Origin of the sequence: Amycolatopsis kentuckyensis (assembly GCF_002155975.1) — a bacterium.
Classification (GTDB): domain Bacteria; phylum Actinomycetota; class Actinomycetes; order Mycobacteriales; family Pseudonocardiaceae; genus Amycolatopsis; species Amycolatopsis kentuckyensis.
On sequence record NZ_MUMI01000149.1, the window covers coordinates 1 to 20,030 of the forward strand.

Sequence of the window (20,030 nt, forward strand, 5' to 3'; positions counted from 1 at the left end):
GCGCCGCGGCCGCGTTGTGCGAGGGCGCGGTGTCGAGCTGGTGCGGGGTGTTCCTGCGTGAGCAGCGCGGGGCGAGCGCGGATGTCGCTTCGCTGGGCTACTTCGTGTTCGTCCTGGCGCAGACCGGTACCCGGATGTTCGGCGACCGCGTGCACCGGGCGCTCGGACCGGTGGCGCTGCTGCGCTGGAGCATGGCGGTCACCGCGGCCGGGGTGCTGGTCGCGGTGCTGTCGCCGGACCCGTGGTCGGGACTGGCCGGGTTCGCGCTGCAGGGCTGCGGGCTCGCGGTGGTGATTCCGCTCATCGCGGGCGCGGTCGGCCACGGCGTCGGCGGCAACACGAGCCTCGCCATCGCCCGGTACTCCACGCTGCACCAGGCGGGGGTGCTCGCCGGCCCCGCCCTGTTCGGCAGGCTGGCCCAGACCTTCGGGGTCAGCACGGCGCTGGCGCTGCTCGTGCTCCCGCTGGGCCTGATCGCGGCGTTCGCGACGGCCACCGCCCGTGCCCGCCCCGACGTCCCGGACACCGAACGCCGCGCGGCCTGACCCGCCGCGGAAAACGATTTCGCCTCGCCCGGGTTTCCCGGCATGCTGGGCCCATGCTGATCCGCCGGGAAACACCCGCCGACCGGGCCTCGATCCACGCGGTCCACAGCGAAGCGTTCCGGCGCGAACCCGGCGTCACCCCGATCGAGGCACCGCTCGTGGACGAGCTGCGTGCCGAAGGCGACCTGATCAACGCCCTCTCCCTGGTGGCCGTCCTCGACGGTGCCGTCGTCGGGCACGTCTGCTGCAGCCGGGCCCGCCTCGGCGAGGACACCCGAACCGCCGTCGGGCTCGGGCCGCTCGGTGTGCTGCCCGCACACCAGAAGAGCGGCGTCGGCTCCGCGCTGATGCACGCCATGGTCGGCGCGGCGGACGCACTCGGCCACGGCCTGGTCGTCCTGCTCGGCGAGCCGGCGTACTACGCGCGGTTCGGGTTCGTCACGGCTTCGGACCTGTCGATCACTTCCCCGGACCCGAGCTGGGGCCGGTACTTCCAAGCGCGGACGCTGGCCGCGTACGAACCCAGCCAGGCGGGCGCGTTCGCGTACGCGCCGGCGTTTTCCCGGATCTGAACAGGAGCCGCGCGTGTACACACCGACGTCGTCCGTGGGTGTCCGGATCAACCGCGAGCAGCCGCCCGCCAAGCTGCGCGACCTCGCGCGCCAGGCCGAGGACGCGGGCCTCGACGAGCTCTGGCTGGTCGAGGACTGTTTCTGGGCGGCCGGCGTCGCCACGGTCGCGACGGCGCTGGCGGTGACGTCGACGATCAAGGTGGGCATCGGCGTCCTGCCGGCGGTGGCGCGCAACCCGGCGATCGCGGCGATGGAGCTCGCGGCGCTGGCCGAGCTGCACCCGGACCGGCTGATCGCCGGGTTCGGCCACGGCGTCGCGTCGTGGATGCGGCAGATCGGCGCGTACCCGGAGTCCCCGCTGGCGGCGCTGGAGGAGACGCTGCTGGCGGTCCGCCGCCTGCTGGCGGGCGAGCGCGTCTCGATGGACGGCAAGCACGTCCACCTCGACGAGGTCGAGCTCGTGTTCCCGCCGTCCTCGCCGCCGCCGCTGGTGGCCGGCGTCCGGCGCCCGAAGTCCCTGGCGGTCGCGGGCGCGGCGGCGGACGGCACGATCCTGGCCGAGCCGTCCCCGCCGGAGTTCGTCCGGACGGCGCTGGCCGGCATCGCCGCGGGCGGCGCGCCTTCCCACCACGCGGTGGTGACGTACAACTGGCTGGCCCTGGGCGACCGCGAACGGGCGCGCCGGACGGTGGCGGAGTCCCTGAACCCCGGATCGCGGGTGCAGGTGGAGGGCTTGCCGTTCGCCGGGGAGCTGCTGGCCCTGATGGATTCGGCGTCCACAGTGGACGAGCTGGGGGCGGGCCTGCGTCCGGAGTGGATCGACCGGCTGGCGATCTGCGGCGACGCCGACGAGTGCGCGGCGGCGGTCCGAGCCCTGCACGAGGCGGGCAGCGGCTCGGTGGTCCTGCTGCCCCTGCCGGAGGAGCCCCCGGAGCGGGGCATCGAGGACGCGGCCCGCGTGGCGGCCGCCGTGCGCGGCTGACCGGCCGGAAAAGGAGTTCGCGCACCACGGCCGGCGTGCCACGATCGAGCCATGCCGGTCGACCCCCACCTCCTGCTGGCCTTCCTCGTCACCACCGTGATCGCGATGGTGACCCCGGGCCCCGACATGCTCTTCGTCCTCGGTTGCGGCATGCGCGGCGGCCCGAGAGCCGGCCTGCTCGCCACCGCCGGGGTCGCAACCAGCGAGGCGATCCACGTCGCCGTCGCCGCGGCCGGGCTGGCCGCGCTCTTCGCCGCCGTGCCCGTCGCCTTCACCGTCGTCCGGATCGTCGGCGCCGCCTACCTCATCCACCTGGGCGTTCAGGCCATCCGGAACCGCAAGCCGCTGGTCGAACGGAAGGGTGACCGCGCCTTCCTCAGCGGCCTGCTCACCAACCTGCTCAACCCCAAGATGGTCACCTTCACCATCGCCTTCCTGCCGCAGTTCATCGACCCGGCCCGAGGCCACCTCTGGCTGCAGTTCGCCGTTCTGGGCGCGATCATGATCGTGTTCGAGTTCCTGGTCGACGGCACCGTCGGTGTCCTCGCCGGCCGCGTGGGCGGGTGGGTCCGCAAGAAGAAGAACCAGCGGCGGATCGAGGTCGCCACCGGCGGGATCTTCATCGGCCTCGGCATCAAGCTGGCCGCCGACCGGTAGCGCTAGGGCGTGTCTGACAAACATCCCGGCGGGTTGCCGGGATGCTGCTGGTTCGTGTCGCGGTTTCAGTTGCTTCAGACGATCAGTGGGCGTTGATCGAGGACCTGCTGCCGGTCCGGACTGGTAAGCGAGGCAGGCCGTTCTCCGACGCACGGGCGATGGTCGAGGGGATCATCTACCGGTATCGGTGCGGGATTGCGTGGCGGGATGTGCCGGCGGTGTTCGGTGCGTGGCAGACGATCTGGACCTGGCATCGCCGAATGGCCGGTGGCGGAACCTGGGACACCGTGCTGCAGCGCCTGCTGAGCGCAGCGGATGAGGCCGGACTGGTGGACTGGTCGGTGTCGGTGGATTCGACGATCGCGCGGGCGCATCAGCACGCCACTCGTCGACGGGAACGGCCGACCACGGGCCGCTCTGGTCGGCCCCGCCCAGGCCGGTGACGCGCCGATGTTCCCGCACCTCATGCGGCACCTGCGAATCCGCCGGCCAGGACGTGGCCGGGCCCGCACCCGGCCCGACCGCGTCCGCGGCGACAAGGCCTACTCCTCGCGGGCGATCCGCAGGCACCTGCGTGACCGCGGAGTCACCGCCGTGATCCCCGAACCAGCCGATCAGGCGGGACACCGCAAACGCCGCGGTTCCCGCGGCGGCCGCCCACCGGCATTCGACGCGGTGGACTACCGCGGCCGCAACGTCGTTGAACGCCGGTTCAACCTGCTCAAACAATGGCGCGGCCTGGCTACCCGCTACGACAAGTTGGCCATCGTCTACCGATCAGCAGTCGTCCTGCACGCGGTGGTCACCTGGACCAAGACATTGTCAGACACGCCCTAGGCCCGCGCGAGGAAGTCCTCGGCGATGTCCAGCGGATTCCGCTTCTCCTCGGTGAACTCGACGTTGAGCCGCGTGAGTTCCTGGGTCGTCAACGCCGCCGAGACGCGGTTCAGTGCCGCCACCTCGGCAGGCGACAGCGTTCCCCGCGCCACCAGCGGCACGATGTTCTGCGCCGGGAACATGTTCTTGTCGTCCACCAGCGGCACGAACCCGTTCGCCGCGATCGTCGACGACGTGCTGAACAGGTCCGCCACCTGGACGTCGCCCGACTTCAACGCCGCCACCGTCACCGGGCCGCCGGTGTCCGTCGTGCGGATCTCCTTGAACTCGCAGCCGTACAACGTCTTGATCTTGTCCTTCCAGCGGCTGCTCCACTGGCCCGGCCCGCCGAACACCAGGTCGCGGCAGCGCCGGCCCAGGTCCGAGAACGTCTTCACGCCCGAGGACGCCAGCTGCGGCCCGACGACGAGCAGGTCCTTGTCCTCCGCCGGCGCCTGGTCCAGCACCTCGAACCCGGGCGGGAGCTGCTGCCGCAGCTGCGCGTAGACGTCCTGGGACGTCGTCGCGGTCGTGTCCTTGTCGAAGTAGCGCAACAGGTTCCCGCTGTAGTCCGGCACCACCGACAGCGACTTGTCCTGCAGCGCCTTGACGACGACCTCGCGGCTGCCCACCGGCGGCCGCACCGTCACGTTCGCCGCCCCCGCGTTCCGCAGCGCCCCGGCGTAGATCTGGGCCAGCAGCAGGCTTTCCCCGACGTCGGACGCCCCGATGATGATGTCCCCCGAAGTGCCGCCTTCGCCGCCGCCCGCCAGGGGGTTGCCGCAGCCGGCCGCGAGCACCAGAACCACCAGCAGGACCAGCCGCTTCACGCCGCCACCTTCTTCACGGCCGCCGCGAGCCGGACACCCCGGGGCACCAGAGCGCGGTTCAGCAGGGAAAAGAGCAGGTCCAGGACGATGGCCAGCGCCGTCGTCAGCAGCGCGCCCGCGATGACCTCGGAATAGTCCAAAATGGCCAGTCCGTCGAGCAGGAACCGGCCCAGGCCACCGAGTCCGACGTACGCGGCCACCGCGGCGGTCGCCACCAGCTGGAGCACGGCGTTGCGGATGCCGCCGAGCACCAGCGGCAGCGAGATCGGCACCTCGACCTGCCACAGCCGCTGCCAGCCGGTCATCCCGACCCCCTCGGCGGCGTCGACCACGCCGTGGTCGGTCGCCTGCAGCCCGGCGTACGTGCCGGCCAGGATCGGCGGTACGGCCAGCACGACGAGCCCGATGATCGTCGAGGTGACGCTCTCGGTGAAGAGCAGGAACAGGAACGTGACGAGCCCCAGCGTCGGCAGCGCGCGAATGGCGTTGCCGGCACTCACCAGCGCGACACCGCCGCGCCCGGTGTGGCCGACGAACAGGCCCAGCGGCACCGCGATGACCAGCGCGATCACCAGCGACAACGCGGTGTAGCCGAGGTGTTCCAGCAGCCGCTGCGGGACCCCGTCGGGCCCGGACCAGTGCGCCGGGTCGCCGAACCAGTGGAAGAGATCGGTGATCACGGCGCCCCCACCCGGGTCCACGGCGTCAGCAGGTTTCGCGAGCCCACCAGCACGAGGTCGACGACCAGCGCCAGCAGCAGGGTCAGCACGATGCCGACCACGATCGGCGAGAAGTACTCGCGCTGGAAGCCGTCGGTGAACAGCACGCCGAGGCCGCCGGTGCCGATCAGCGCGCCGACGCTGACCAGGCTGATGTTGCTCACCGACGCGACCCGCACGCCGGCCGCCAGCACCGGCACCGACAGCGGCAGTTCGACGGCGAAGAAGCGCCGCACCGGCTTGTACCCGACGGCGGTCGCGGCGGCGATCACCGGCGGCGGCACCGCGTCGAGGGCGTCGAGCACCGGCCGGACCAGCAGGGCCGTGGTGTAGATGGTCAGCGCGACGACGACGTTGACGCTGTCCAGGATCTTCGACCCGATCAGGCCGGGGATGACGACGAACAGCGCGAGCGACGGGATCGTGTAGAGCAGGTTCGCGACCACCACCAGCACCTGCCGCGCGGGCCGCCAGCGGTGGCCGAGCCAGCCCGCCGCGATCGCCAGCACGATCCCGACGACCAGCGGGAGCAGCGCCAGGTACACGTGGTCGCCCAGGTCACCCAGGATCTGGACGCGGTTGTTCGCGCTGCTCAGGTACCGCCCGAGCTCGTCGAAAAAGCTCATGACGCCTGGGGCGTGCCCTCGATGACGTCCAGCACCTGCCGCGCGACCACGGCGCCGAGTACCCGGTGGTCCTCGTCGACCACCACGCCGAGGCTGGCGGGCGACGACAGCGCCGCGTCTAGCGCGCCGCGGATCGGCGTCCCCCGCACCCAGAGCGACCCGCCGGCCACGAGGTCGTCCTCACCGAGCGGTCCGTCCACTGTGGAACCCGGCCGGAGCCAGCCGCGGGGCTGCTTCTCGGTGTTCACGGCGAGCCGCCAGCCGTCGCTCGCCGGCACGGCGGAGCCGATCTCGACCAGCTCCAGCTCCTTGACCTCGACACCTTCGGCCGACAGGAACGACAGGCCGCGGTAGCCGCGGTCCCGGCCGACGAACGAGGCGACGAAGTCGTCCACCGGGTGCCGCAGGACGTCGGCGGGCGTGCCGTACTGGGCGAGCTTGCCGCCGACGCGCATCACGGCCACCTTGTCGCCGAGCCGGACGGCCTCGTCGATGTCGTGGGTGACGAACACGATCGTCTTGCCCAGCTGCGACTGCAGCCGCAGCAGCTCGTTCTGCAGGTCCTCGCGCACGATCGGGTCGACCGCGGAGAACGGCTCGTCCATCAGCAGCACCGGCGAGTCCGCGGCGAGCGCGCGGGCGACGCCGACGCGCTGCTGCTGACCACCTGAAAGCTGGGCCGGGTAGCGCTTGCCGAGTTCCACGGGCAGGCCGATGATCTCCAGCAGTTCGGCGGCCCGCTTGCGCGCCTTCGCCTTGTCCCAGCCCGAAAGCAGCGGCACGGTGGCGATGTTGTCCAGGACCGTCCGATGTGGAAAGAGACCGGCGTGCTGGATGACGTAGCCGATGCCGCGGCGCAGCAGGGCCGGATCACCCTCGGCGACGTCCTTGCCGTCGAGCAGCACCTGCCCGGCGGTCGGCTCGACCATCCGGTTGATCATCCGCAGCGACGTCGTCTTGCCGCAGCCGGACGGGCCGACGAACACGGTGATCGTGCCGTCTTCGACCGTGAGGCTCAGCTTGTCGACGGCGACCGTCCCATCCGGATACTGCTTGGTCACGTCGCGGAATTCGATGGTCACTGCCACTCCCCATGTCCCGGTGGATTCGACCGTAGCCGAGTCAGCGGTGGTTGGCACGCTGTTCCGACACGTGGTGACTAGGCTCAGAGCCCGTGAAGGCCCTCGACGACGTCCTCGCCGCGCACGGTGTCGGCGTCCGCCCGCTGTACCGCGTCCTCGACCTGCTGCGCACCGGTGACCACGACCTCGGCGAGCTGGTCCGCCTGAGCACCGCCCCGCGACGCAGCGTGGAGGCCGTCCTCGCCGCCCTCGGCGACGACCTGGACCGCAGCGGCGACCGCCTGCGCATCGCGCCCGGCGTCGCGGCGTCGTACCTGCAGTACCGCGCGCCGCGCTACGCCGACCCGCTCGACGAAGCCGTCGCGGCGCACGAACTGCTGCCGAAGGTCGCCGAGTGGGTGGCCGAGGTGCCCTCGCCGCTGGCCGCGCTCGACCACGTGCAGGCCACGCCGGAGACCGTGCTGCGCCGCGCGCTCTGGCTGGACGCGCAGTACGACCTCACCTCGGCGCGCCTGCTGTTCCTCGGCGACCACGACCTGACGTCGCTGGCGGTGCGGGCGGTCTGCCCGTCGGCGGCGCTGACGGTCGTCGACCTGGACGAGCGCGTGCTCGCCTACCTCGACGACCGCGGCGGCCGTGAGATCCGGACCGCGCACGCGGACCTGCGCGTCGGCCTGCCGCCCTCGCTCTCGAGCGGCTTCGACCTCGTGTTCAGCGATCCGCCGTACACGCCCGAAGGCATGGGGTTGTTCGCCGCACGCGGGGTGCAGGCGCTGCGCGAGCCGAGCGAGGGACGGCTGCTGCTGGCGTACGGCTACAGCCCGCGTCACCCGGCGCTGGGTGCGCAGGTGCAGCGCTCGCTGGCGACGCTCGGGCTGACGTTCGAGGCGATCCTGCCGGGCTTCAACCGGTACTTCGGGGCGCAGGCGATCGGCAGCGCGGCGGACCTGTACGTCTGCCAGCCGACGGCGAAGGCCAGGAAGATGCGCAGCGGCAAGGCGATCTACACGCACGGGCCGCAGTCGGTGGAGGCGGCCGGGACGAAACCGGCGTTGCTGGAGAAGCTGAAGGAGATCGCCGGCGCGGGCGGCCTCGCGCTGGAGTCGCGGCCGGTGGACTGGTCGATCTCCGGCCCCGAGGGCGACGCGGTCGCGATGGACCTCTCGGCCGACCCGGGCCCCTGGCTGCTGCGGACGCTGCTGGGCACGAACGCCCGGCGGCTGGCGCTGCTGCTGCCGAACGCGCACCCGGACCTGGCGGACCAGGCGTCCCAGGAGGCGCTCGCGTCACTCGTCCGGGGGAAGTACGCGCTGCGGTACCTGCGGAGCACGCCGGACAACCGCCACGCCGTGGTGGTCGCGGAGGCGGTGGAGCACCAGGACGAGGTCCTGACCCGCGCCCACGCCCGCCTCGCGAACGTCGCCCTCGACGTCCCCGCGGACCTCACGGACCTGCGCCTGGTCGACGTCCCCCGGCACCGCCTCCCCGCCCTCCTCCACTGAACGCGCCGGAAGCGGCACTTTCGCAGGGAAAGTGCCGCTTCCGGGGGCTCGAGAGCGAACTTTCCCAGGGAAAGTTGCGCTTTTGAGAGTGACTGTCAGTCGGTGACGCCGTCGGCTTCCGCCGCCTTCGCGACCGCGGCCGCGACCTCCGGGGCCACGCGCGGGTCGAGCGGGCTGGGCACGATCCGGTCCGGGCCCAGGTCGTCCATCGCCACCGACACGATCGCCTCGGCGGCCGCCAGCTTCATGTTCTCCGTGATCGCCCGCGCGCCCGAGTCGAGCGCACCGCGGAAGACGCCCGGGAACGCCAGCACGTTGTTGATCTGGTTGGGGAAGTCGCTCCGCCCGGTGGCCACGATCGAGGCGTACCGCGCGGCCGCCTCCGGGTGCACCTCCGGGTCCGGGTTGGACAGCGCGAACACGATGCCGCCGCCTGCCATCCGGCCCAGCAGCGACTCGTCGATCGTCGCGCCCGACAGGCCGAGGAACACGTCCGCGCCTTCCAGCGCCTCCGCCAGCCCGCCGCGCAGGCCCGCCTTGTTCGTCGTCGCGGCCAAGCGCTCCTTGACCGGGTTCAGGCCGTCCCGGCCGGCGTGGATGATGCCGCGGGAGTCGAGCACCGTGACGTCGCCGATGCCGGCTTCCTGGAGGATCTTCGCGCAGGCCACGCCCGCCGCACCCGCGCCGGAGACGACCACGCGCTGGTCGGCGATCGCCCGGTCGAGGACCAGGTTGGCGCCGCGCAGGGCGGCCAGCGTCACGATCGCCGTGCCGTGCTGGTCGTCGTGCATGACCGGGCAGTCCAGGGCTTCCTTGAGCTTGTCCTCCAGCTCGAAGCACCGCGGCGCGGAGACATCCTCCAGGTTGACGGCCCCGAACGAGGGCCGCAGCCGCACCAGCGTCTCGACGATCTCGTCGACGTCGGTCGTGTCCAGCACCAGCGGGATCGAGTCGAGCCCGCCGAAGGTCTTGAAGAGCACCGACTTGCCCTCCATGACCGGCAGCGACGCGCTGGCGCCGATGTCGCCGAGGCCGAGCACCGCCGTCCCGTCGCTGACCACGACGACCAGCCGGTCCGCCCACGTGTAGCGCTTGGCCTTGGCCGCGTCCTCGGCGATCGCGCGGCTCACCTTCGCCACACCGGGGGTGTACGCGATCGAAAGGTCACGCGGGCTGGAAATCGGGCGGGTGGCCGCCACCGAGAGCTTGCCGCCCTCGTGCCCGGTGAAGATCTCTTCGTCGGTGACCGGCGCGACGGCGCCGGTGGGGTCGGTCATGGGGTTTCCTGTCGTCGTTTCCGTCATTCCCCCAGTGGGAATGACGGAACTCGCGGTTCTGACTTGGGTCACTGGAATTTCTCCTGGGCATGCGGGCTGGGACCACGGTCCGCAGGGGGAAACCGTGGGGGATCCCGGCACGGCAGCCCAGCGCGGTAGCGCCGGCCTGTCGGCGAGGCGTCACGTCGGCCATCGGTGCCGTGGGTCTGGCGATGGCCGCGGACGCGGCGGTTCGTTCATTGTGACAGGTCCCCCGCCGCCGGTGACCCCTCGGTGCGGTTGATGTCACACCGGCGCCGATTTCGCGGCAATTCCCAAGACGTCCGTCCGGTTTTGTTGGCGCCCGATAAGCTGACCGCATGCAATTCCGCCGGCTGAGCGTCCCGGACGCCTTCGAGTTCTCCCCCCGGGCGTTCCCCGACGACCGGGGCCTGTTCGTCGCCCCCTTCCAGGAAGACGTCTTCCGCGCGGCGGTCGGCCACCCGCTGCGGCTCGGCCAGGCGAACCACAGCGTGTCCCGGCGCGGCACGATCCGCGGCATCCACTTTGCCGACACCCCGCCGGGCCAGGCCAAGTACATCTACTGCCCGCGCGGCTCGCTGCTCGACGTCGTCGTCGACATCCGCGTCGGATCGCCGACCTTCGGCCAGTGGGACTCGGTCGTGCTCGACTCGCGGGAGTTCCGCGCGATGTACCTCGCCGAAGGCCTCGGTCACGGCTTCGTCGCCCTGGAAGACGACACGGTGATGTCGTACTTCTGCTCGGAGCCGTACAACCCGGGTGGCGAGCACGGCATCACCCCGCTCGACCCCGCCCTGGACCTGCCCTGGCCCGCGGGCATCGAGCAGGTCCTGTCCGACAAGGACCGCACCGCGCCGACCCTGGCCGAAGCCGAGGCCCAGGGCCTGCTGCCGATGTACGCCGACTGCGTCGCCTACTACGACAAGCTGCGCTCGGCGCACTGACCACCACCCACCGCTCCCGGCCGCCCGGCCGCTTGCGCATTTAGTAAGCGCGCATATAGTCTGCCTGCATGGCACTTTACGAGTACGAGCACAGCGAGACCTCCACCGCTCCCGCCGCCGCGATCTGGCCGCTCTGGGCCGACACCACCCGCTGGCCGGAGTGGGACGAGGGCGTCCGGTCGGTGGTCCTCGACGGCCCGTTCGCCGCCGGATCCGGCGGCACGATGACGATGGACGGCATGCCGCCGATCCCGTTCACCCTCACCGAGGTCACCGAGGGCCGGAGCTTCACCGACGAGACGCGGCTGCCGGACGCACACCTGCGGTTCGAGCACGTGCTGGCCGACGTCGACGGCGGCACGCGGATCACCTACCGCGTCACCATCGACGGCCCCGAGGGCTTCGGCCCCCAGGTGACCGAAGACACCCCGGACGCCATGCGCGCGCTGGCCCGGCTGGCTGAGGCAAGCTCACGAGTATGACTGCCCCCGAGTCCCGCCTGCCCGGCCCGGAGCGCAGCCCCGGCTTCCTGCTGTGGCGCGTGACGCTGGCCTGGCAGCGGGCGATGCGGGCCGCGCTGGCCCCGCACGACCTCACGCACGTCCAGTTCGTGCTGCTGACGACGACGTGGTGGCTCACCCGCTCGGGCGAGCCACCCACCCAGCGGCAGCTCGCCGACCAGGCCGGCACCGACACGATGATGACCAGCCAGGTCGTCCGCAAGCTCGCCGACCGCGGCCTGCTGGCGCGCGCCGACGACCCGGCCGACGCCCGCGCGAAGCGCCTCGAAGTCACCCCGGCCGGCCTCGAACTGGTCGCGAAGGCGCTGAAGGACGTCGAGTCCGCGGACGCCGAGTTCTTCGCGGCCACCGACGACGGTTTCGTCGACGCGCTGGCCCGGCTCGATCCCTGACGAATCCCGGGGCCGCCCTGGGGACCATCCCGGATGTCCCGGCGGGGCAACGCGAGCAGGCTCACCGCCATGAAACTTCTCGCACTGGGGGCGGCCGCGGCCGCATTGGCTTTGCTGCCGGGAACCGCGTCCGCGGACGAACTCCCGGCGTTCGACTTCACCGGCTGCCCGGCACCGCCCGCGAACGCCGATCCGGGCACGTGGCGCTGCGAAGCCTTCGTCTCGCAGGGAAAGCTGACGATCGGCACCCAGGAGATCCCGCTGGGCGAGCTGCGGCTGACGTTCAGCGAGGGCCGGGTGAACGGGCAGTATGCGCAGGCGTTCGGCGAGCTGCGGCACGAGCCGGTGCGCGTGCCCGGCCTGGCCGGCACGACGCTCCAGCTGCGCTACGGCGGCCATTCGGACTTCCAGGGCAACGACGAGCGCCGCGGTGAGCTCGACGTCTACGCCGTGCTGCGGCACCCGTTGCTGCGCAAGGAATGCAGCATCGGCTCGGCGGCCGCGCCGCTGCACACCGTCGTCCACGACGACCCGGCGCTGCCGCCGACGGTGCTGTCCAAGAACCCGCCGACGTTCCACTTCGGCGTCGTCGACCCGGACCTGGCGCTCCCGGCAACGCAGGGCTGCGGCCCGCTCGGCAAGCTCGTGGACCGGAAGCTGGGACTGCCGTCGCCGTCCGTTTTCCACCAGACGACGTACGTGCAGTACAAGCAGCTCTAACGCTTCTTCGGCGTCACCCAGATGGTGATCGTCCCGGTGACCACGGGCTTGCCGTTCGTGTCCGAAATGGTCACCGGGACGTCGAGGTCGAAGCCCTGGTCACCGAACTCCGGCAGCTCGGGCAGCGCCGCTACCGCGCGCAGGCCCGTGCCGGCCTTCGCGACGTACTGGACGCTCATGCCCTTCGGCAGCCAGCGGTGCGTGGTGGGGACGGTCGCCTCGGCGAGCATGCCCATCGCGATCTCGGCGAGGTTGCAGGCGGCGATCGCGTGGAAGGTGCGGATGTGGTTGTGCACACCCCACCACTTCGGTGCGGTCACCTCACAGTGGCCGGGACGCAGCTCGCGCACCGAGGGCAGCACCGTGCGGAAGTACGGCACCCGCAGGCACATCGCGGCACTGAACAGCTGTTTTCCACCCGGCTTCCCGGCCAGCTTGTGCCACATCGCGAACGTCGGCGTCACGGACATGGAGGTCTCCTCGAGCTAAGCTACCGTTCAGTAGCTAAGCAGACGGCCAGCCGCCGCGCAAACCGCCGGATATATTCGGCCGCGTGACCAACCGTCTCTTCCTCCTCCGGCACGGGCAGACCGAATGGTCGCTGAACGGGCGGCACACCGGCCGCACGGACATCCCGCTCACACCGGCAGGCGAAGGCCAGGCACGGGCCGCGGGCGGGACCCTCCGCAGCCTGCTGGGCGGCCCGTCGCTGGTGCTGTCGAGCCCCCGGGCCCGGGCCCTGCGCACGGCCGCGCTGGCCGGGCTGCGCGTCGACGAAGTCACCGAGGACCTCGCCGAGTGGGACTACGGCGAATACGAAGGCATCACCACGCCGCAGATCCGGGAAACCGTGCCCGGCTGGACGGTGTGGACCCACCCGAGCCCCGGCGGCGAAAGCGCTTCGGACGTCTCGGCCCGCGCGGACCGCGTGCTGGAGCGCGCCCGGCGTGAAATCGAGGCCGGTGACGTCGTCCTGGTGGGACACGGCCACTTCAGCCGCGTGCTCGTGGCCCGCTGGCTCGGCCTGCCCGCCACCGCCGGCGTCCACTTCGGACTCGACGCGGCCGGCATCGCGGTGCTCGGCGACGAGCGCGGCGAACCCCAGATCGAACACCTCAACCTGCTGCCCGCGGAGGACTGACGTGCCCGACGACCGCATCCGCCGGATCCGCCCTTCGGACGTCGAAGCGGCGGTCGGCCTGGCCTACGAGCTCGCTGAATACGAGCGCGCGCCGGACGAGTGCCACCTGACACCGGCGCAGCTGCACGACGCGCTGTTCGGCGAGGCGCCGAAGCTGTTCGGGCACGTGGCCGAAGTGGACGGCGAGATCGTCGGCTTCGCGGTCTGGTTCCTGAACTACTCGACCTGGCGCGGGGTGCACGGGATCTACCTGGAGGACCTGTACGTCCGGGCGTCCCAGCGCGGTTCGGGCCTGGGCAAGGCCCTGCTGGCGGCGCTGGCGGCGGAGTGCGTCGCGAACGGCTACGCCCGGCTCGAGTGGTCGGTCCTGGACTGGAACCCGGCCACGGAGTTCTACAAGGCCCTGGGCGCGGTCCCGATGGACGAGTGGACAGTGAACCGCCTCACCGACGAACCCCTCAAGGCCCTGGCCGCCCAGGCATAACCCACGTGATCAGACCCGGATCCCACGTGATCCCACCCGGATCTCGCGTGATCAGACCCGGATCTCGCGTGATTGAAGCCGGATCTCGCGAGTCACGTCTCCAATCACGCGAGTTCCGGCCCCGATCACGCGAGTTCCGGGCTCAATCACGCCGGTTGCGGGTCTGAACACGCCGGATCCGGGTTCAGTCCTCTTCGTGGCCTTCGCGCTCGGCGCGGCGGCCCGCCAGCCCGCCGCGTTCGGCGGCCTCGGTCTCCGTCTCGCCCTCGCGCAGGCCCAGTGCCCAGGCCCGGGACGGGCGGCGGAACAGCAGGACCAGGGCCGCGATGCCCAGCAGCGCGATCGGGACGCCCCACAGCGGCTCGCCGGACGGGCCCAGCAGGTACCAGCCGAGTCCGACCACGATCAGCGCGATCACCACCCCGGGCGAGCGCGCCCACGTCTGGCCGAGCACGAGCCCGGCCGACGCCGCCAGGAACGCCAGCGCCACCACGACGAACGTGCCCGACTCGACGAAGACGTTGTTGCCCGGCTGCGCGGGCGACCCCAGGCCGTTCACCAGCACGACCACCCCGAACACCAGCAGGGCGAGCGACGGCACCGCGGTGACCACACCGGCCAGCCGGACCTCACGGGGAGCGGGCGAGAGCTTCACTGCGGCGGCCTTCCGGTTTCGGCAAACACAGGTTTTCGCGACGAGCACAGTGGACCCGACCAGGGCGGGTCACCGTGCGTGAGCTCTTTCGATCGTATGCCACCCGGTCGGCCGTTTTCGCGGGACCGCCCGGGCGTCGAAAATCAAGATGTCGTCGATGAGCGGGCGGTCGGCCCGGGTGCACTTGTCACGACGAGCGGACACTCGCGCGTGAAGGAGGACCGCCCGGCACAGGGTCTCGCAGGTGCTGTTCCCCGGGGTTGCGCCCGTCACCATGCGGCGCCGGAAGGTTCTCGGGCCGCCGGAAGTCACTTACTCTGCGGTAATGCGCGCAATCCTCGTGGTGAACCCCCAGGCCACCTCGACCACCGCGGGTGGCCGGGACGTGCTGGCGCACGCGCTCGCCAGCCAGGTCAAGCTCGACGTGGTCGAGACGGACTACCGCGGCCACGCGATGGCCGTCGCGCGCTCGGCCGCGCGGGACGGCATCGACCTGGTCGTGGCCCACGGCGGCGACGGCACGGTCAACGAGGTCGTCAACGGCCTGCTGGCCGATTCCGACGGAGATCCGTCCGAAATCGGCCAGGTGCCCGCCCTCGGCGTCGTCCCGGGCGGCTCGGCCAACGTGTTCGCGCGCGCCCTCGGCATCTCCGCGGACTCCTTCGAGGCCACCCACCAGCTGCTCAACGCGCTGGAGAACGACCGCTCGCGCCGGGTCGGGCTCGGCCTGGCCGACGGGCACTGGTTCACCTTCAACGCCGGTCTCGGCTGGGACGCCGACGTCGTCGGCCGGGTCGCCAAGCGCCGCGGCAAGCAGACGACGGCCTCTCTGTACCTCAGGGCCGCCGTCCGCTCCTACTTCCGCCCGCCGCTGGGCCGGCCGGCCCTCACGATCCGCGTCCCCGGGGAGGACCCGATCGAGGCGTTGACCGCTTTCGTGTCGAACACCGATCCGTGGAGTTACCTGGGCGAGCGAGCCGTCCACCTCAATCCGGGTTGCTCGTTCGAGACGGGATTGGGTTTGTTCGCGCTGAGCGGTCTGGGGTTGCCCACCGTGTTCAAGCATGTACGCCAAGCTTTGACTACGAAGAGCAACCAGCGCGGCCGGCGTCTCGTGCGTCACGATGACCTGCCGATGATCCGCATCGACGCAGCTGAACCGGTAAACTTCCAGGTGGACGGCGACCTCGTCGGCCAGCGGACTCGCGTGGAATTCTTCAGCGTCCCGAATGCACTCACGGTAATCGTGTGACGACGGGACCGCTGATCGCCTGCGGATAAGTGCCAGGTGCCGTTCGTCGACGGAGAAGCTCCACTCAGCGCATCAGCCTTCCCTTACGACGGCTGTTTCAGAGAGAAACCGCAGGTCAGAGGGGTCGCTCGGCCGGGTGACCTGACTCACCGATCTTCCGGAAACCCTTGTCGAAAGCGGTGCTTCGTGAAAGCATTCACAAGCACCCAAGAACACGACCGCCATTGACGACTGTGGCGCGGCCCTCCCGCGCCATATGAAGGAGCTCACGAACATGGACTGGCGCCACGACGCGGCCTGCCGAGACGAGGACCCCGAGCTGTTCTTCCCGGTGGGAACCAGCGGTCCTGCTCTGTCGCAGGTAGCTCAGGCGAAGGCCGTGTGCCACCGCTGCCCCTCCGCTTCCGACTGCTTGGCCTGGGCTCTGGCCAGCGGCCAGGACGCGGGTGTGTGGGGCGGCATGAGCGAGGACGAGCGACGCGCGCTCAAGCGCCGCCGTACGCACATCGGCACGCGTACCAACGCCTAAGTTTCTCGAGATCCACCCAGGCCGAGCAGGAATTTCACCCGGCGGGCATTTGTCGTGCCCACGCCGTCTGGGGTGATACCTACCCGGCTTGAGCTTAACAACCGAGGCGAAACCACCTGGCGACGGGTGCGGTGATACCTCACCGGGACTTCAAGTCCTCCCGCAAGCGCTGAACGGCCCGGCACCACGCACCTGGTGCCGGGCCTTCATCGTGTCGTCCCTCCCATCACGCGTGTCGACCCTTCAATCACGCGAGTCGACCCCTCCATCACACGGCCGAAGCGCATGGGCGTGAGGGAGAAGCCGACTCGCGTGTTCAGAGGGACGACACGCGTGATTGAGGGGACGACACGGCTCCGGTCAGAGGCGGCGGGACAGCGGGATGCGCAGGGCGGCTTCCGTGCCCGTCACCCGGGTCGACGACGTCTCCGTCCGCACCTTCCGCAGCGAAAGCGAGCCCCGCAGCTCGGACTCCACCAGTGTCCGCACGATCTGCAGGCCGAGCCCGTCCGAACGCTCCAGGGAGAACCCCGACGGCAGGCCACGCCCGTTGTCGCGGATGACGACGTCCAGCCAGCGGGCCGAACGCTCCACGATCAGCTCGACCTTGCCCGGCCGGCCCGCCGGGAACGCGTGCTCGATCGCGTTCTGCACCAGCTCGGCCAGCACCATCACCAGCGGCGTCGCGATCTCCGCGACCACCACCCCGAACGAGCCCTTCCGCGACAGCCCGACCTGCGACTCCGCCGTGGCGACCTCGCCGACCATCGGCAGCACGTTGTCCAGCAGCTTGTCGAGGTCGACGCGCTCGTCGACCGAAATCGACAGCGCCTCGTGCACCAGTGCGATCGACGTCACCCGGCGCACCGACTCCGCCAGGGCGAGCCGCGCCTCCTCCGACGTCGTCCGCCGGGACTGCAGCCGCAGCAGCGCGGCCACCGTCTGCAGGTTGTTCTTCACCCGGTGGTGGATCTCCCGGATCGTCGCGTCCTTCGACAGCAGCGCCCGGTCCCGCCGCTTCACCTCGGTGACGTCGCGGACCAGCACCAGCGCGCCCGCCGCCTGCCCGGCCGGCCGCAGCGGCAGCGCGCGGAACAGCACCACGGCGCCGCGCCGCGAATCGGCCTCCGTGCGGCTCGACGGCTTCCCGTCGAGGGCCTCGATGATCCGGTGGGACACCTCGGTCGCGTCGAACGGGTCGCGGATCAGCGACCGCGTCAACGGCGCCAACCGCGTCCCGACCAGGTCGGACTCGTGCCCCATCCGGTGGTACGCGGACAGGCCGTTCGGGCTGGCGAACACCACCGTGCCGCTCGAGTCGAGGCGGATCAGCCCGTCACCCACGCGCGGCGACGTGTGCGTGTCGGTCGCGTTGGTGCCGTTCGGCGGGAACGTGCCGTCGACGATCATCTGGCACAGGTCGCCGGCGCTGCCCAGGTACGCGATCTCCAACGGCGACGGCACGCGCGGCGCGGCCAGGTTCGTCTCGCGGCTCATCACGGCGACGACCTCGTCGTGGAACCGCACCGGGATCGCCTCACGCCGCATCGGCAGGTCGCGGTACCAGTGCGGGTCTTCCTCGCGGCAGATCCGCACCTCGCGCATGGCCTTCGCCAGCTGCGGGTGCTCCTGCACCGTGAACCGCGTGCCGACGACGTCCTCGGGGTGCGCGGTCGGCGCCGTCGTCGGGCGCGCGTGCGCGACGCAGACGAAGTCGCCGCCGTCCGGCTGCAGCTCCTCGGTCACCGGGACCCAGAGCAGGAAGTCCGCGAAGGACAGGTCGGCCAGCAGCTGCCACTCGGCGACGACGGTCTGCAGGTGGTCCGCCGCCTCCCCGGGCAGGCCGGTGTTGTCGGCGAGCAGTTCGGCGAGCGTGGACACGCACCCCATCAAACCAGAGCGTGACGTCATGACACACTTGAGAGGTTGACCAGCTTTGACGACGAGGAGTGAACATGTCGAAGCGCGCCCGCAAGCGTCGCGACCGGAAGAAGAACGGCGCGAACCACGGCAAGAAGCCCAACGCCTGAGCGTTCGGCATACCGAAGGCCCCCACACCGAGGTGCGGGGGCCTTCGTCGTGCTCGGGCGCGTTATTCGGAGCGCTGCTCGAGGGTGATCTCGGTGCGTTCCACGGTGACGCCGCCGCGCGAGGCGACGGTCTGGCGGATCGACGCGCGCAGCCGGCTCTTCAGCTCGGCCGGGGCGTGGTCACCGCCACACTTGCGGGCCAGCAGCTGCTTGATGTGCTCGTCGATGCCGTACTCCTCGAGGCACGGCGGGCAGTCCTCGATGTGGGCGCGCAGCGCGGCGTCCCGCTCGGGGCTGCACTCGCGGTCGAGCAGCAGGTAGATGTCGGCGAGCGCCTCTTCGCAGCGGACCTTGTCCGACGCGCCCTCGCACATGTCGTTCATCGCCCCGCCACCTCCTCCTTGGCGCCGCGGATGAAGCCGCGCTCCCGCGCGACGTCGGCGAGCAGGTCGCGCAGCTGGGCGCGGCCGCGGTGCAGGCGGGACATCACGGTGCCGATGGGCGTGTCCATGATCTCGGCGATCTCCTTGTACGCGAAGCCCTCGACGTCGGCCAGGTAGACGGCCAGCCGGAACTCCTCGGGCAGCTTCTGCAGGGCGGCCTTGACGTCGGTGTCGGGCAGGTTGTCCATCGCCTCGACCTCGGCCGACCGCAGCCCGCTGGAGGTGTGGCTCTCCGCCTTGGCGATCTGCCAGTCGGTGATCTCCTCGGTGGGCGCCTGCACCGGCTGCCGCTGCCGCTTGCGGTAGCCGTTGATGTAGGTGTTGGTCAGGATGCGGTACATCCAGGCCTTGAGGTTCGTGCCGGCCTTGAAGGACGCGAAGGCGGCGTACGCCTTCAGGTAGGTCTCCTGGACCAGGTCCTCGGCATCGGCGGGGTTGCGGGTCATCCGCATCGCGGCCGAGTACAGCTGGTCGAGCAGCGGCATCGCGTCCCGCTCGAAGCGCTCGGCGCGCTCGGCCTCGGTCGCTTCTTCCGGCGCTGAGTTCTGCGTGCTCGGCAAACCGTTCCCTTCCCGCTCGGCGTCGATGCGCGTGCGCGCATACGGCGGACCCGAGTTTACGCGGGGACCGGGCACGCCGCGGTTCGCCGGTGCCGAGGTACTGCGGCGGCTGCGTGAGCGTGTGGTGGCGAGCGTTGGTGTCACTTCCCCTACAACCGATCGGGGCAACCGGGCATTCCCTAGACTTCCGCCATGGCTGGCAAGGGCACCCCGGCGACGGCGCTGCTGGGGAAGCAGAAAGTGGCGCACACGCTGCACGCTTACGACCACGACCCGCGCGCGGAGTCGTACGGGCTGGAGGCCGTGGAGGCGCTCGGCCTGGACCGGGCACGCGTGTTCAAGACGCTGGTCGCGGAGGTGGACGGCCGGCTCGTGGTGGGGGTGGTTCCGGTCACCGGTCAGCTGGACCTGAAGGCGCTGGCGGCCGCGGCCGGGGGCAAGAAGGCGAAGATGGCCGACCCGGCGGCGGCCCAGCGGGCGACGGGCTACGTGCTGGGCGGGATCTCACCGCTGGGCCACCGGAGCCGGCTGCCGGTGGTGATCGACGCGTCCGCGGAGAAGTTCGAGACGGTGTTCTGCTCGGCCGGACGGCGGGGGCTGGAAGTGGAGCTGGCCCCGGCCGAGCTGATCCGGCTGACCGGCGCGGTGGTGGCACCGATCGGGGCCTGAG

At 71.1% G+C, this 20,030-nt stretch carries 27 protein-coding genes; 17 read left to right on the plus strand and 10 right to left on the minus strand.

The genetic code is table 11. From position 1 onward, the window contains the following. The 6 genes from CCN39_RS15730 to CCN39_RS53015 form a co-directional block, all read left to right on the plus strand. On the plus strand, window positions 1–545 hold a 545-nt coding region (locus CCN39_RS15730; protein WP_143264051.1), incomplete at its 5' end, for an MFS transporter. Between the two features lie 53 nt (window positions 546–598). Next, the gene (locus CCN39_RS15735) at window positions 599–1,117 is read left to right on the plus strand and encodes a GNAT family N-acetyltransferase (protein WP_086842697.1); all 519 of its coding nucleotides are present in this window, start codon (window positions 599–601) and stop codon (window positions 1,115–1,117) included. A 13-nt stretch (window positions 1,118–1,130) separates the two neighbouring features. Beyond that, window positions 1,131–2,099: an LLM class flavin-dependent oxidoreductase gene (locus CCN39_RS15740; protein ID WP_086842699.1), complete on the plus strand. Its 969-nt coding sequence runs from the start codon at window positions 1,131–1,133 to the stop codon at window positions 2,097–2,099. Window positions 2,100–2,150: 51 nt separating this feature from the next. Next, window positions 2,151–2,756 carry a LysE family translocator gene (locus CCN39_RS15745; protein ID WP_086842700.1) on the plus strand — a complete coding sequence of 202 codons (606 nt, stop codon included), beginning with the start codon at window positions 2,151–2,153 and terminating at the stop codon, window positions 2,754–2,756. A 41-nt stretch (window positions 2,757–2,797) separates the two neighbouring features. Next, window positions 2,798–3,199, plus strand: coding sequence for a transposase (locus CCN39_RS53010; protein WP_434781105.1), 402 nt, complete (start codon window positions 2,798–2,800; stop codon window positions 3,197–3,199). Beyond that, window positions 3,174–3,593 (plus strand): transposase, encoded by a 420-nt coding sequence (locus CCN39_RS53015; RefSeq protein ID WP_434781106.1) that lies wholly within the window; start codon window positions 3,174–3,176, stop codon window positions 3,591–3,593. The genes CCN39_RS53010 and CCN39_RS53015 overlap by 26 nt, the downstream gene beginning before the upstream one ends. Here the strand turns inward: CCN39_RS53015 and CCN39_RS15755 are convergent. Genes CCN39_RS15755 through CCN39_RS15770 form a run of 4 tightly spaced genes read right to left on the minus strand, consistent with a single transcriptional unit; the run spans window position 3,590 to window position 6,889 of the window. Beyond that, window positions 3,590–4,462 (minus strand): ABC transporter substrate-binding protein, encoded by an 873-nt coding sequence (locus CCN39_RS15755; RefSeq protein WP_086842702.1) that lies wholly within the window; start codon window positions 4,460–4,462, stop codon window positions 3,590–3,592. The two genes, CCN39_RS53015 and CCN39_RS15755, sit on opposite strands and share 4 nt — an antisense overlap. Continuing rightward, on the minus strand, window positions 4,459–5,142 hold the full coding sequence (locus CCN39_RS15760; RefSeq protein ID WP_086842752.1) for an ABC transporter permease: 684 nt from the start codon (window positions 5,140–5,142) through the stop codon (window positions 4,459–4,461). The genes CCN39_RS15755 and CCN39_RS15760 overlap by 4 nt, the downstream gene beginning before the upstream one ends. Then, a complete protein-coding gene (locus tag CCN39_RS15765) occupies window positions 5,139–5,807 on the minus strand; it encodes an ABC transporter permease (RefSeq protein WP_086842704.1) in 669 nt (222 codons plus the stop codon). Before CCN39_RS15765 ends, CCN39_RS15760 begins: the two co-directional genes overlap by 4 nt. Continuing rightward, window positions 5,804–6,889 (minus strand): ABC transporter ATP-binding protein, encoded by a 1,086-nt coding sequence (locus tag CCN39_RS15770; protein WP_086842705.1) that lies wholly within the window; start codon window positions 6,887–6,889, stop codon window positions 5,804–5,806. The genes CCN39_RS15765 and CCN39_RS15770 overlap by 4 nt, the downstream gene beginning before the upstream one ends. Window positions 6,890–6,981: 92 nt before the next feature. On the opposite strand from CCN39_RS15770, the gene CCN39_RS15775 reads away from it, so the two are divergent. Continuing rightward, window positions 6,982–8,391 carry a bis-aminopropyl spermidine synthase family protein gene (locus tag CCN39_RS15775; RefSeq protein WP_086842707.1) on the plus strand — a complete coding sequence of 470 codons (1,410 nt, stop codon included), beginning with the start codon at window positions 6,982–6,984 and terminating at the stop codon, window positions 8,389–8,391. A 95-nt stretch (window positions 8,392–8,486) separates the two neighbouring features. Here the strand turns inward: CCN39_RS15775 and CCN39_RS15780 are convergent, their stop codons facing one another. Beyond that, complete coding sequence (locus tag CCN39_RS15780; RefSeq protein WP_086842709.1) at window positions 8,487–9,668, minus strand: NAD(P)-dependent malic enzyme; 1,182 nt, start codon at window positions 9,666–9,668, stop codon at window positions 8,487–8,489. Window positions 9,669–10,027: 359 nt separating this feature from the next. On the opposite strand from CCN39_RS15780, the gene CCN39_RS15785 reads away from it, so the two are divergent. The 4 genes from CCN39_RS15785 (at window position 10,028) to CCN39_RS15800 (ending at window position 12,266) form a co-directional block, all read left to right on the plus strand. Then, the gene (locus CCN39_RS15785) at window positions 10,028–10,633 is read left to right on the plus strand and encodes a dTDP-4-dehydrorhamnose 3,5-epimerase family protein (RefSeq protein WP_086842711.1); all 606 of its coding nucleotides are present in this window, start codon (window positions 10,028–10,030) and stop codon (window positions 10,631–10,633) included. A gap of 68 nt (window positions 10,634–10,701) precedes the next feature. Continuing rightward, window positions 10,702–11,115: an SRPBCC family protein gene (locus CCN39_RS15790; protein ID WP_086842712.1), complete on the plus strand. Its 414-nt coding sequence runs from the start codon at window positions 10,702–10,704 to the stop codon at window positions 11,113–11,115. After that, a complete protein-coding gene (locus CCN39_RS15795; RefSeq protein WP_086842714.1) occupies window positions 11,112–11,546 on the plus strand; it encodes a MarR family winged helix-turn-helix transcriptional regulator in 435 nt (144 codons plus the stop codon). Before CCN39_RS15790 ends, CCN39_RS15795 begins: the two co-directional genes overlap by 4 nt. A 69-nt stretch (window positions 11,547–11,615) precedes the next feature. Beyond that, window positions 11,616–12,266 carry a hypothetical protein gene (locus CCN39_RS15800; protein ID WP_086842754.1) on the plus strand — a complete coding sequence of 217 codons (651 nt, stop codon included), beginning with the start codon at window positions 11,616–11,618 and terminating at the stop codon, window positions 12,264–12,266. Here CCN39_RS15800 and CCN39_RS15805 read toward each other — a convergent pair. Continuing rightward, the gene (locus CCN39_RS15805; RefSeq protein ID WP_086842716.1) at window positions 12,263–12,736 is read right to left on the minus strand and encodes a hotdog fold domain-containing protein; all 474 of its coding nucleotides are present in this window, start codon (window positions 12,734–12,736) and stop codon (window positions 12,263–12,265) included. The genes CCN39_RS15800 and CCN39_RS15805 overlap by 4 nt on opposite strands. 83 nt (window positions 12,737–12,819) lie before the next feature. Here CCN39_RS15805 and CCN39_RS15810 point away from each other — a divergent pair, with 83 nt between their 5' ends. Together CCN39_RS15810 and CCN39_RS15815 are read left to right on the plus strand one after the other, a co-directional pair. Continuing rightward, window positions 12,820–13,407, plus strand: a complete 588-nt coding sequence (locus tag CCN39_RS15810; protein WP_086842718.1) for an acid phosphatase — start codon at window positions 12,820–12,822, stop codon at window positions 13,405–13,407. A 1-nt stretch (window position 13,408) separates the two neighbouring features. Beyond that, complete coding sequence (locus CCN39_RS15815; protein WP_086842720.1) at window positions 13,409–13,891, plus strand: GNAT family N-acetyltransferase; 483 nt, start codon at window positions 13,409–13,411, stop codon at window positions 13,889–13,891. Between the two features lie 184 nt (window positions 13,892–14,075). Here the strand turns inward: CCN39_RS15815 and CCN39_RS15820 are convergent, their stop codons facing one another. Continuing rightward, window positions 14,076–14,546 carry a hypothetical protein gene (locus CCN39_RS15820; protein WP_086842722.1) on the minus strand — a complete coding sequence of 157 codons (471 nt, stop codon included), beginning with the start codon at window positions 14,544–14,546 and terminating at the stop codon, window positions 14,076–14,078. A 325-nt stretch (window positions 14,547–14,871) separates the two neighbouring features. On the opposite strand from CCN39_RS15820, the gene CCN39_RS15825 reads away from it, so the two are divergent. Together CCN39_RS15825 and CCN39_RS15830 are read left to right on the plus strand one after the other, a co-directional pair. After that, window positions 14,872–15,798, plus strand: a complete 927-nt coding sequence (locus CCN39_RS15825) for a diacylglycerol/lipid kinase family protein (RefSeq protein ID WP_086842724.1) — start codon at window positions 14,872–14,874, stop codon at window positions 15,796–15,798. Window positions 15,799–16,072: 274 nt separating this feature from the next. Then, window positions 16,073–16,327, plus strand: a complete 255-nt coding sequence (locus CCN39_RS15830) for a WhiB family transcriptional regulator (protein ID WP_043777259.1) — start codon at window positions 16,073–16,075, stop codon at window positions 16,325–16,327. Window positions 16,328–16,687: 360 nt separating this feature from the next. On the opposite strand, the gene CCN39_RS15835 is transcribed toward CCN39_RS15830, so the two are convergent. Further along, window positions 16,688–18,208, minus strand: coding sequence for a sensor histidine kinase (locus CCN39_RS15835; RefSeq protein ID WP_086842726.1), 1,521 nt, complete (start codon window positions 18,206–18,208; stop codon window positions 16,688–16,690). Window positions 18,209–18,282: 74 nt separating this feature from the next. On the opposite strand from CCN39_RS15835, the gene CCN39_RS53020 reads away from it, so the two are divergent. Continuing rightward, window positions 18,283–18,357, plus strand: a complete 75-nt coding sequence (locus CCN39_RS53020; RefSeq protein ID WP_098515123.1) for a 50S ribosomal protein bL37 — start codon at window positions 18,283–18,285, stop codon at window positions 18,355–18,357. A gap of 62 nt (window positions 18,358–18,419) precedes the next feature. On the opposite strand, the gene rsrA is transcribed toward CCN39_RS53020, so the two are convergent. Both rsrA and CCN39_RS15845 read right to left on the minus strand, forming a co-directional pair. Beyond that, complete coding sequence (gene rsrA / locus CCN39_RS15840) at window positions 18,420–18,740, minus strand: mycothiol system anti-sigma-R factor (RefSeq protein WP_086842729.1); 321 nt, start codon at window positions 18,738–18,740, stop codon at window positions 18,420–18,422. Then, entirely contained in the window at window positions 18,737–19,360 is a 624-nt protein-coding gene (locus CCN39_RS15845; protein ID WP_003059778.1) for a sigma-70 family RNA polymerase sigma factor, read from the minus strand. Before CCN39_RS15845 ends, rsrA begins: the two co-directional genes overlap by 4 nt. A 192-nt stretch (window positions 19,361–19,552) precedes the next feature. Between CCN39_RS15845 and ybaK the strand changes: the two genes are divergently transcribed. Next, entirely contained in the window at window positions 19,553–20,029 is a 477-nt protein-coding gene (gene ybaK, locus CCN39_RS15850; RefSeq protein WP_086842731.1) for a Cys-tRNA(Pro) deacylase, read from the plus strand. Window position 20,030 lies beyond the last annotated feature (1 nt).

What these genes read in the sequence shown, in the direction of transcription:
- CCN39_RS15745 (WP_086842700.1), top strand. Translation starts at nt 2,151, where the DNA reads ATGCCGGTCGACCCCCACCTCCTGCTGGCCTTCCTCGTCACCACCGTG.
- CCN39_RS15780 (WP_086842709.1), bottom strand. Translation starts at nt 9,668, where the DNA reads ATGACCGACCCCACCGGCGCCGTCGCGCCGGTCACCGACGAAGAGATC.
- CCN39_RS15790 (WP_086842712.1), top strand. Translation starts at nt 10,702, where the DNA reads ATGGCACTTTACGAGTACGAGCACAGCGAGACCTCCACCGCTCCCGCC.
- CCN39_RS15735 (WP_086842697.1), top strand. Translation starts at nt 599, where the DNA reads ATGCTGATCCGCCGGGAAACACCCGCCGACCGGGCCTCGATCCACGCG.
- CCN39_RS15830 (WP_043777259.1), top strand. Translation starts at nt 16,073, where the DNA reads ATGGACTGGCGCCACGACGCGGCCTGCCGAGACGAGGACCCCGAGCTG.
- CCN39_RS15785 (WP_086842711.1), top strand. Translation starts at nt 10,028, where the DNA reads ATGCAATTCCGCCGGCTGAGCGTCCCGGACGCCTTCGAGTTCTCCCCC.
- CCN39_RS15800 (WP_086842754.1), top strand. Translation starts at nt 11,616, where the DNA reads ATGAAACTTCTCGCACTGGGGGCGGCCGCGGCCGCATTGGCTTTGCTG.
- rsrA (WP_086842729.1), bottom strand. Translation starts at nt 18,740, where the DNA reads ATGAACGACATGTGCGAGGGCGCGTCGGACAAGGTCCGCTGCGAAGAG.
- CCN39_RS15795 (WP_086842714.1), top strand. Translation starts at nt 11,112, where the DNA reads ATGACTGCCCCCGAGTCCCGCCTGCCCGGCCCGGAGCGCAGCCCCGGC.
- ybaK (WP_086842731.1), top strand. Translation starts at nt 19,553, where the DNA reads ATGGCTGGCAAGGGCACCCCGGCGACGGCGCTGCTGGGGAAGCAGAAA.
- CCN39_RS15825 (WP_086842724.1), top strand. Translation starts at nt 14,872, where the DNA reads ATGCGCGCAATCCTCGTGGTGAACCCCCAGGCCACCTCGACCACCGCG.
- CCN39_RS15805 (WP_086842716.1), bottom strand. Translation starts at nt 12,736, where the DNA reads ATGTCCGTGACGCCGACGTTCGCGATGTGGCACAAGCTGGCCGGGAAG.
- CCN39_RS53010 (WP_434781105.1), top strand. Translation starts at nt 2,798, where the DNA reads ATGCTGCTGGTTCGTGTCGCGGTTTCAGTTGCTTCAGACGATCAGTGG.
- CCN39_RS15765 (WP_086842704.1), bottom strand. Translation starts at nt 5,807, where the DNA reads ATGAGCTTTTTCGACGAGCTCGGGCGGTACCTGAGCAGCGCGAACAAC.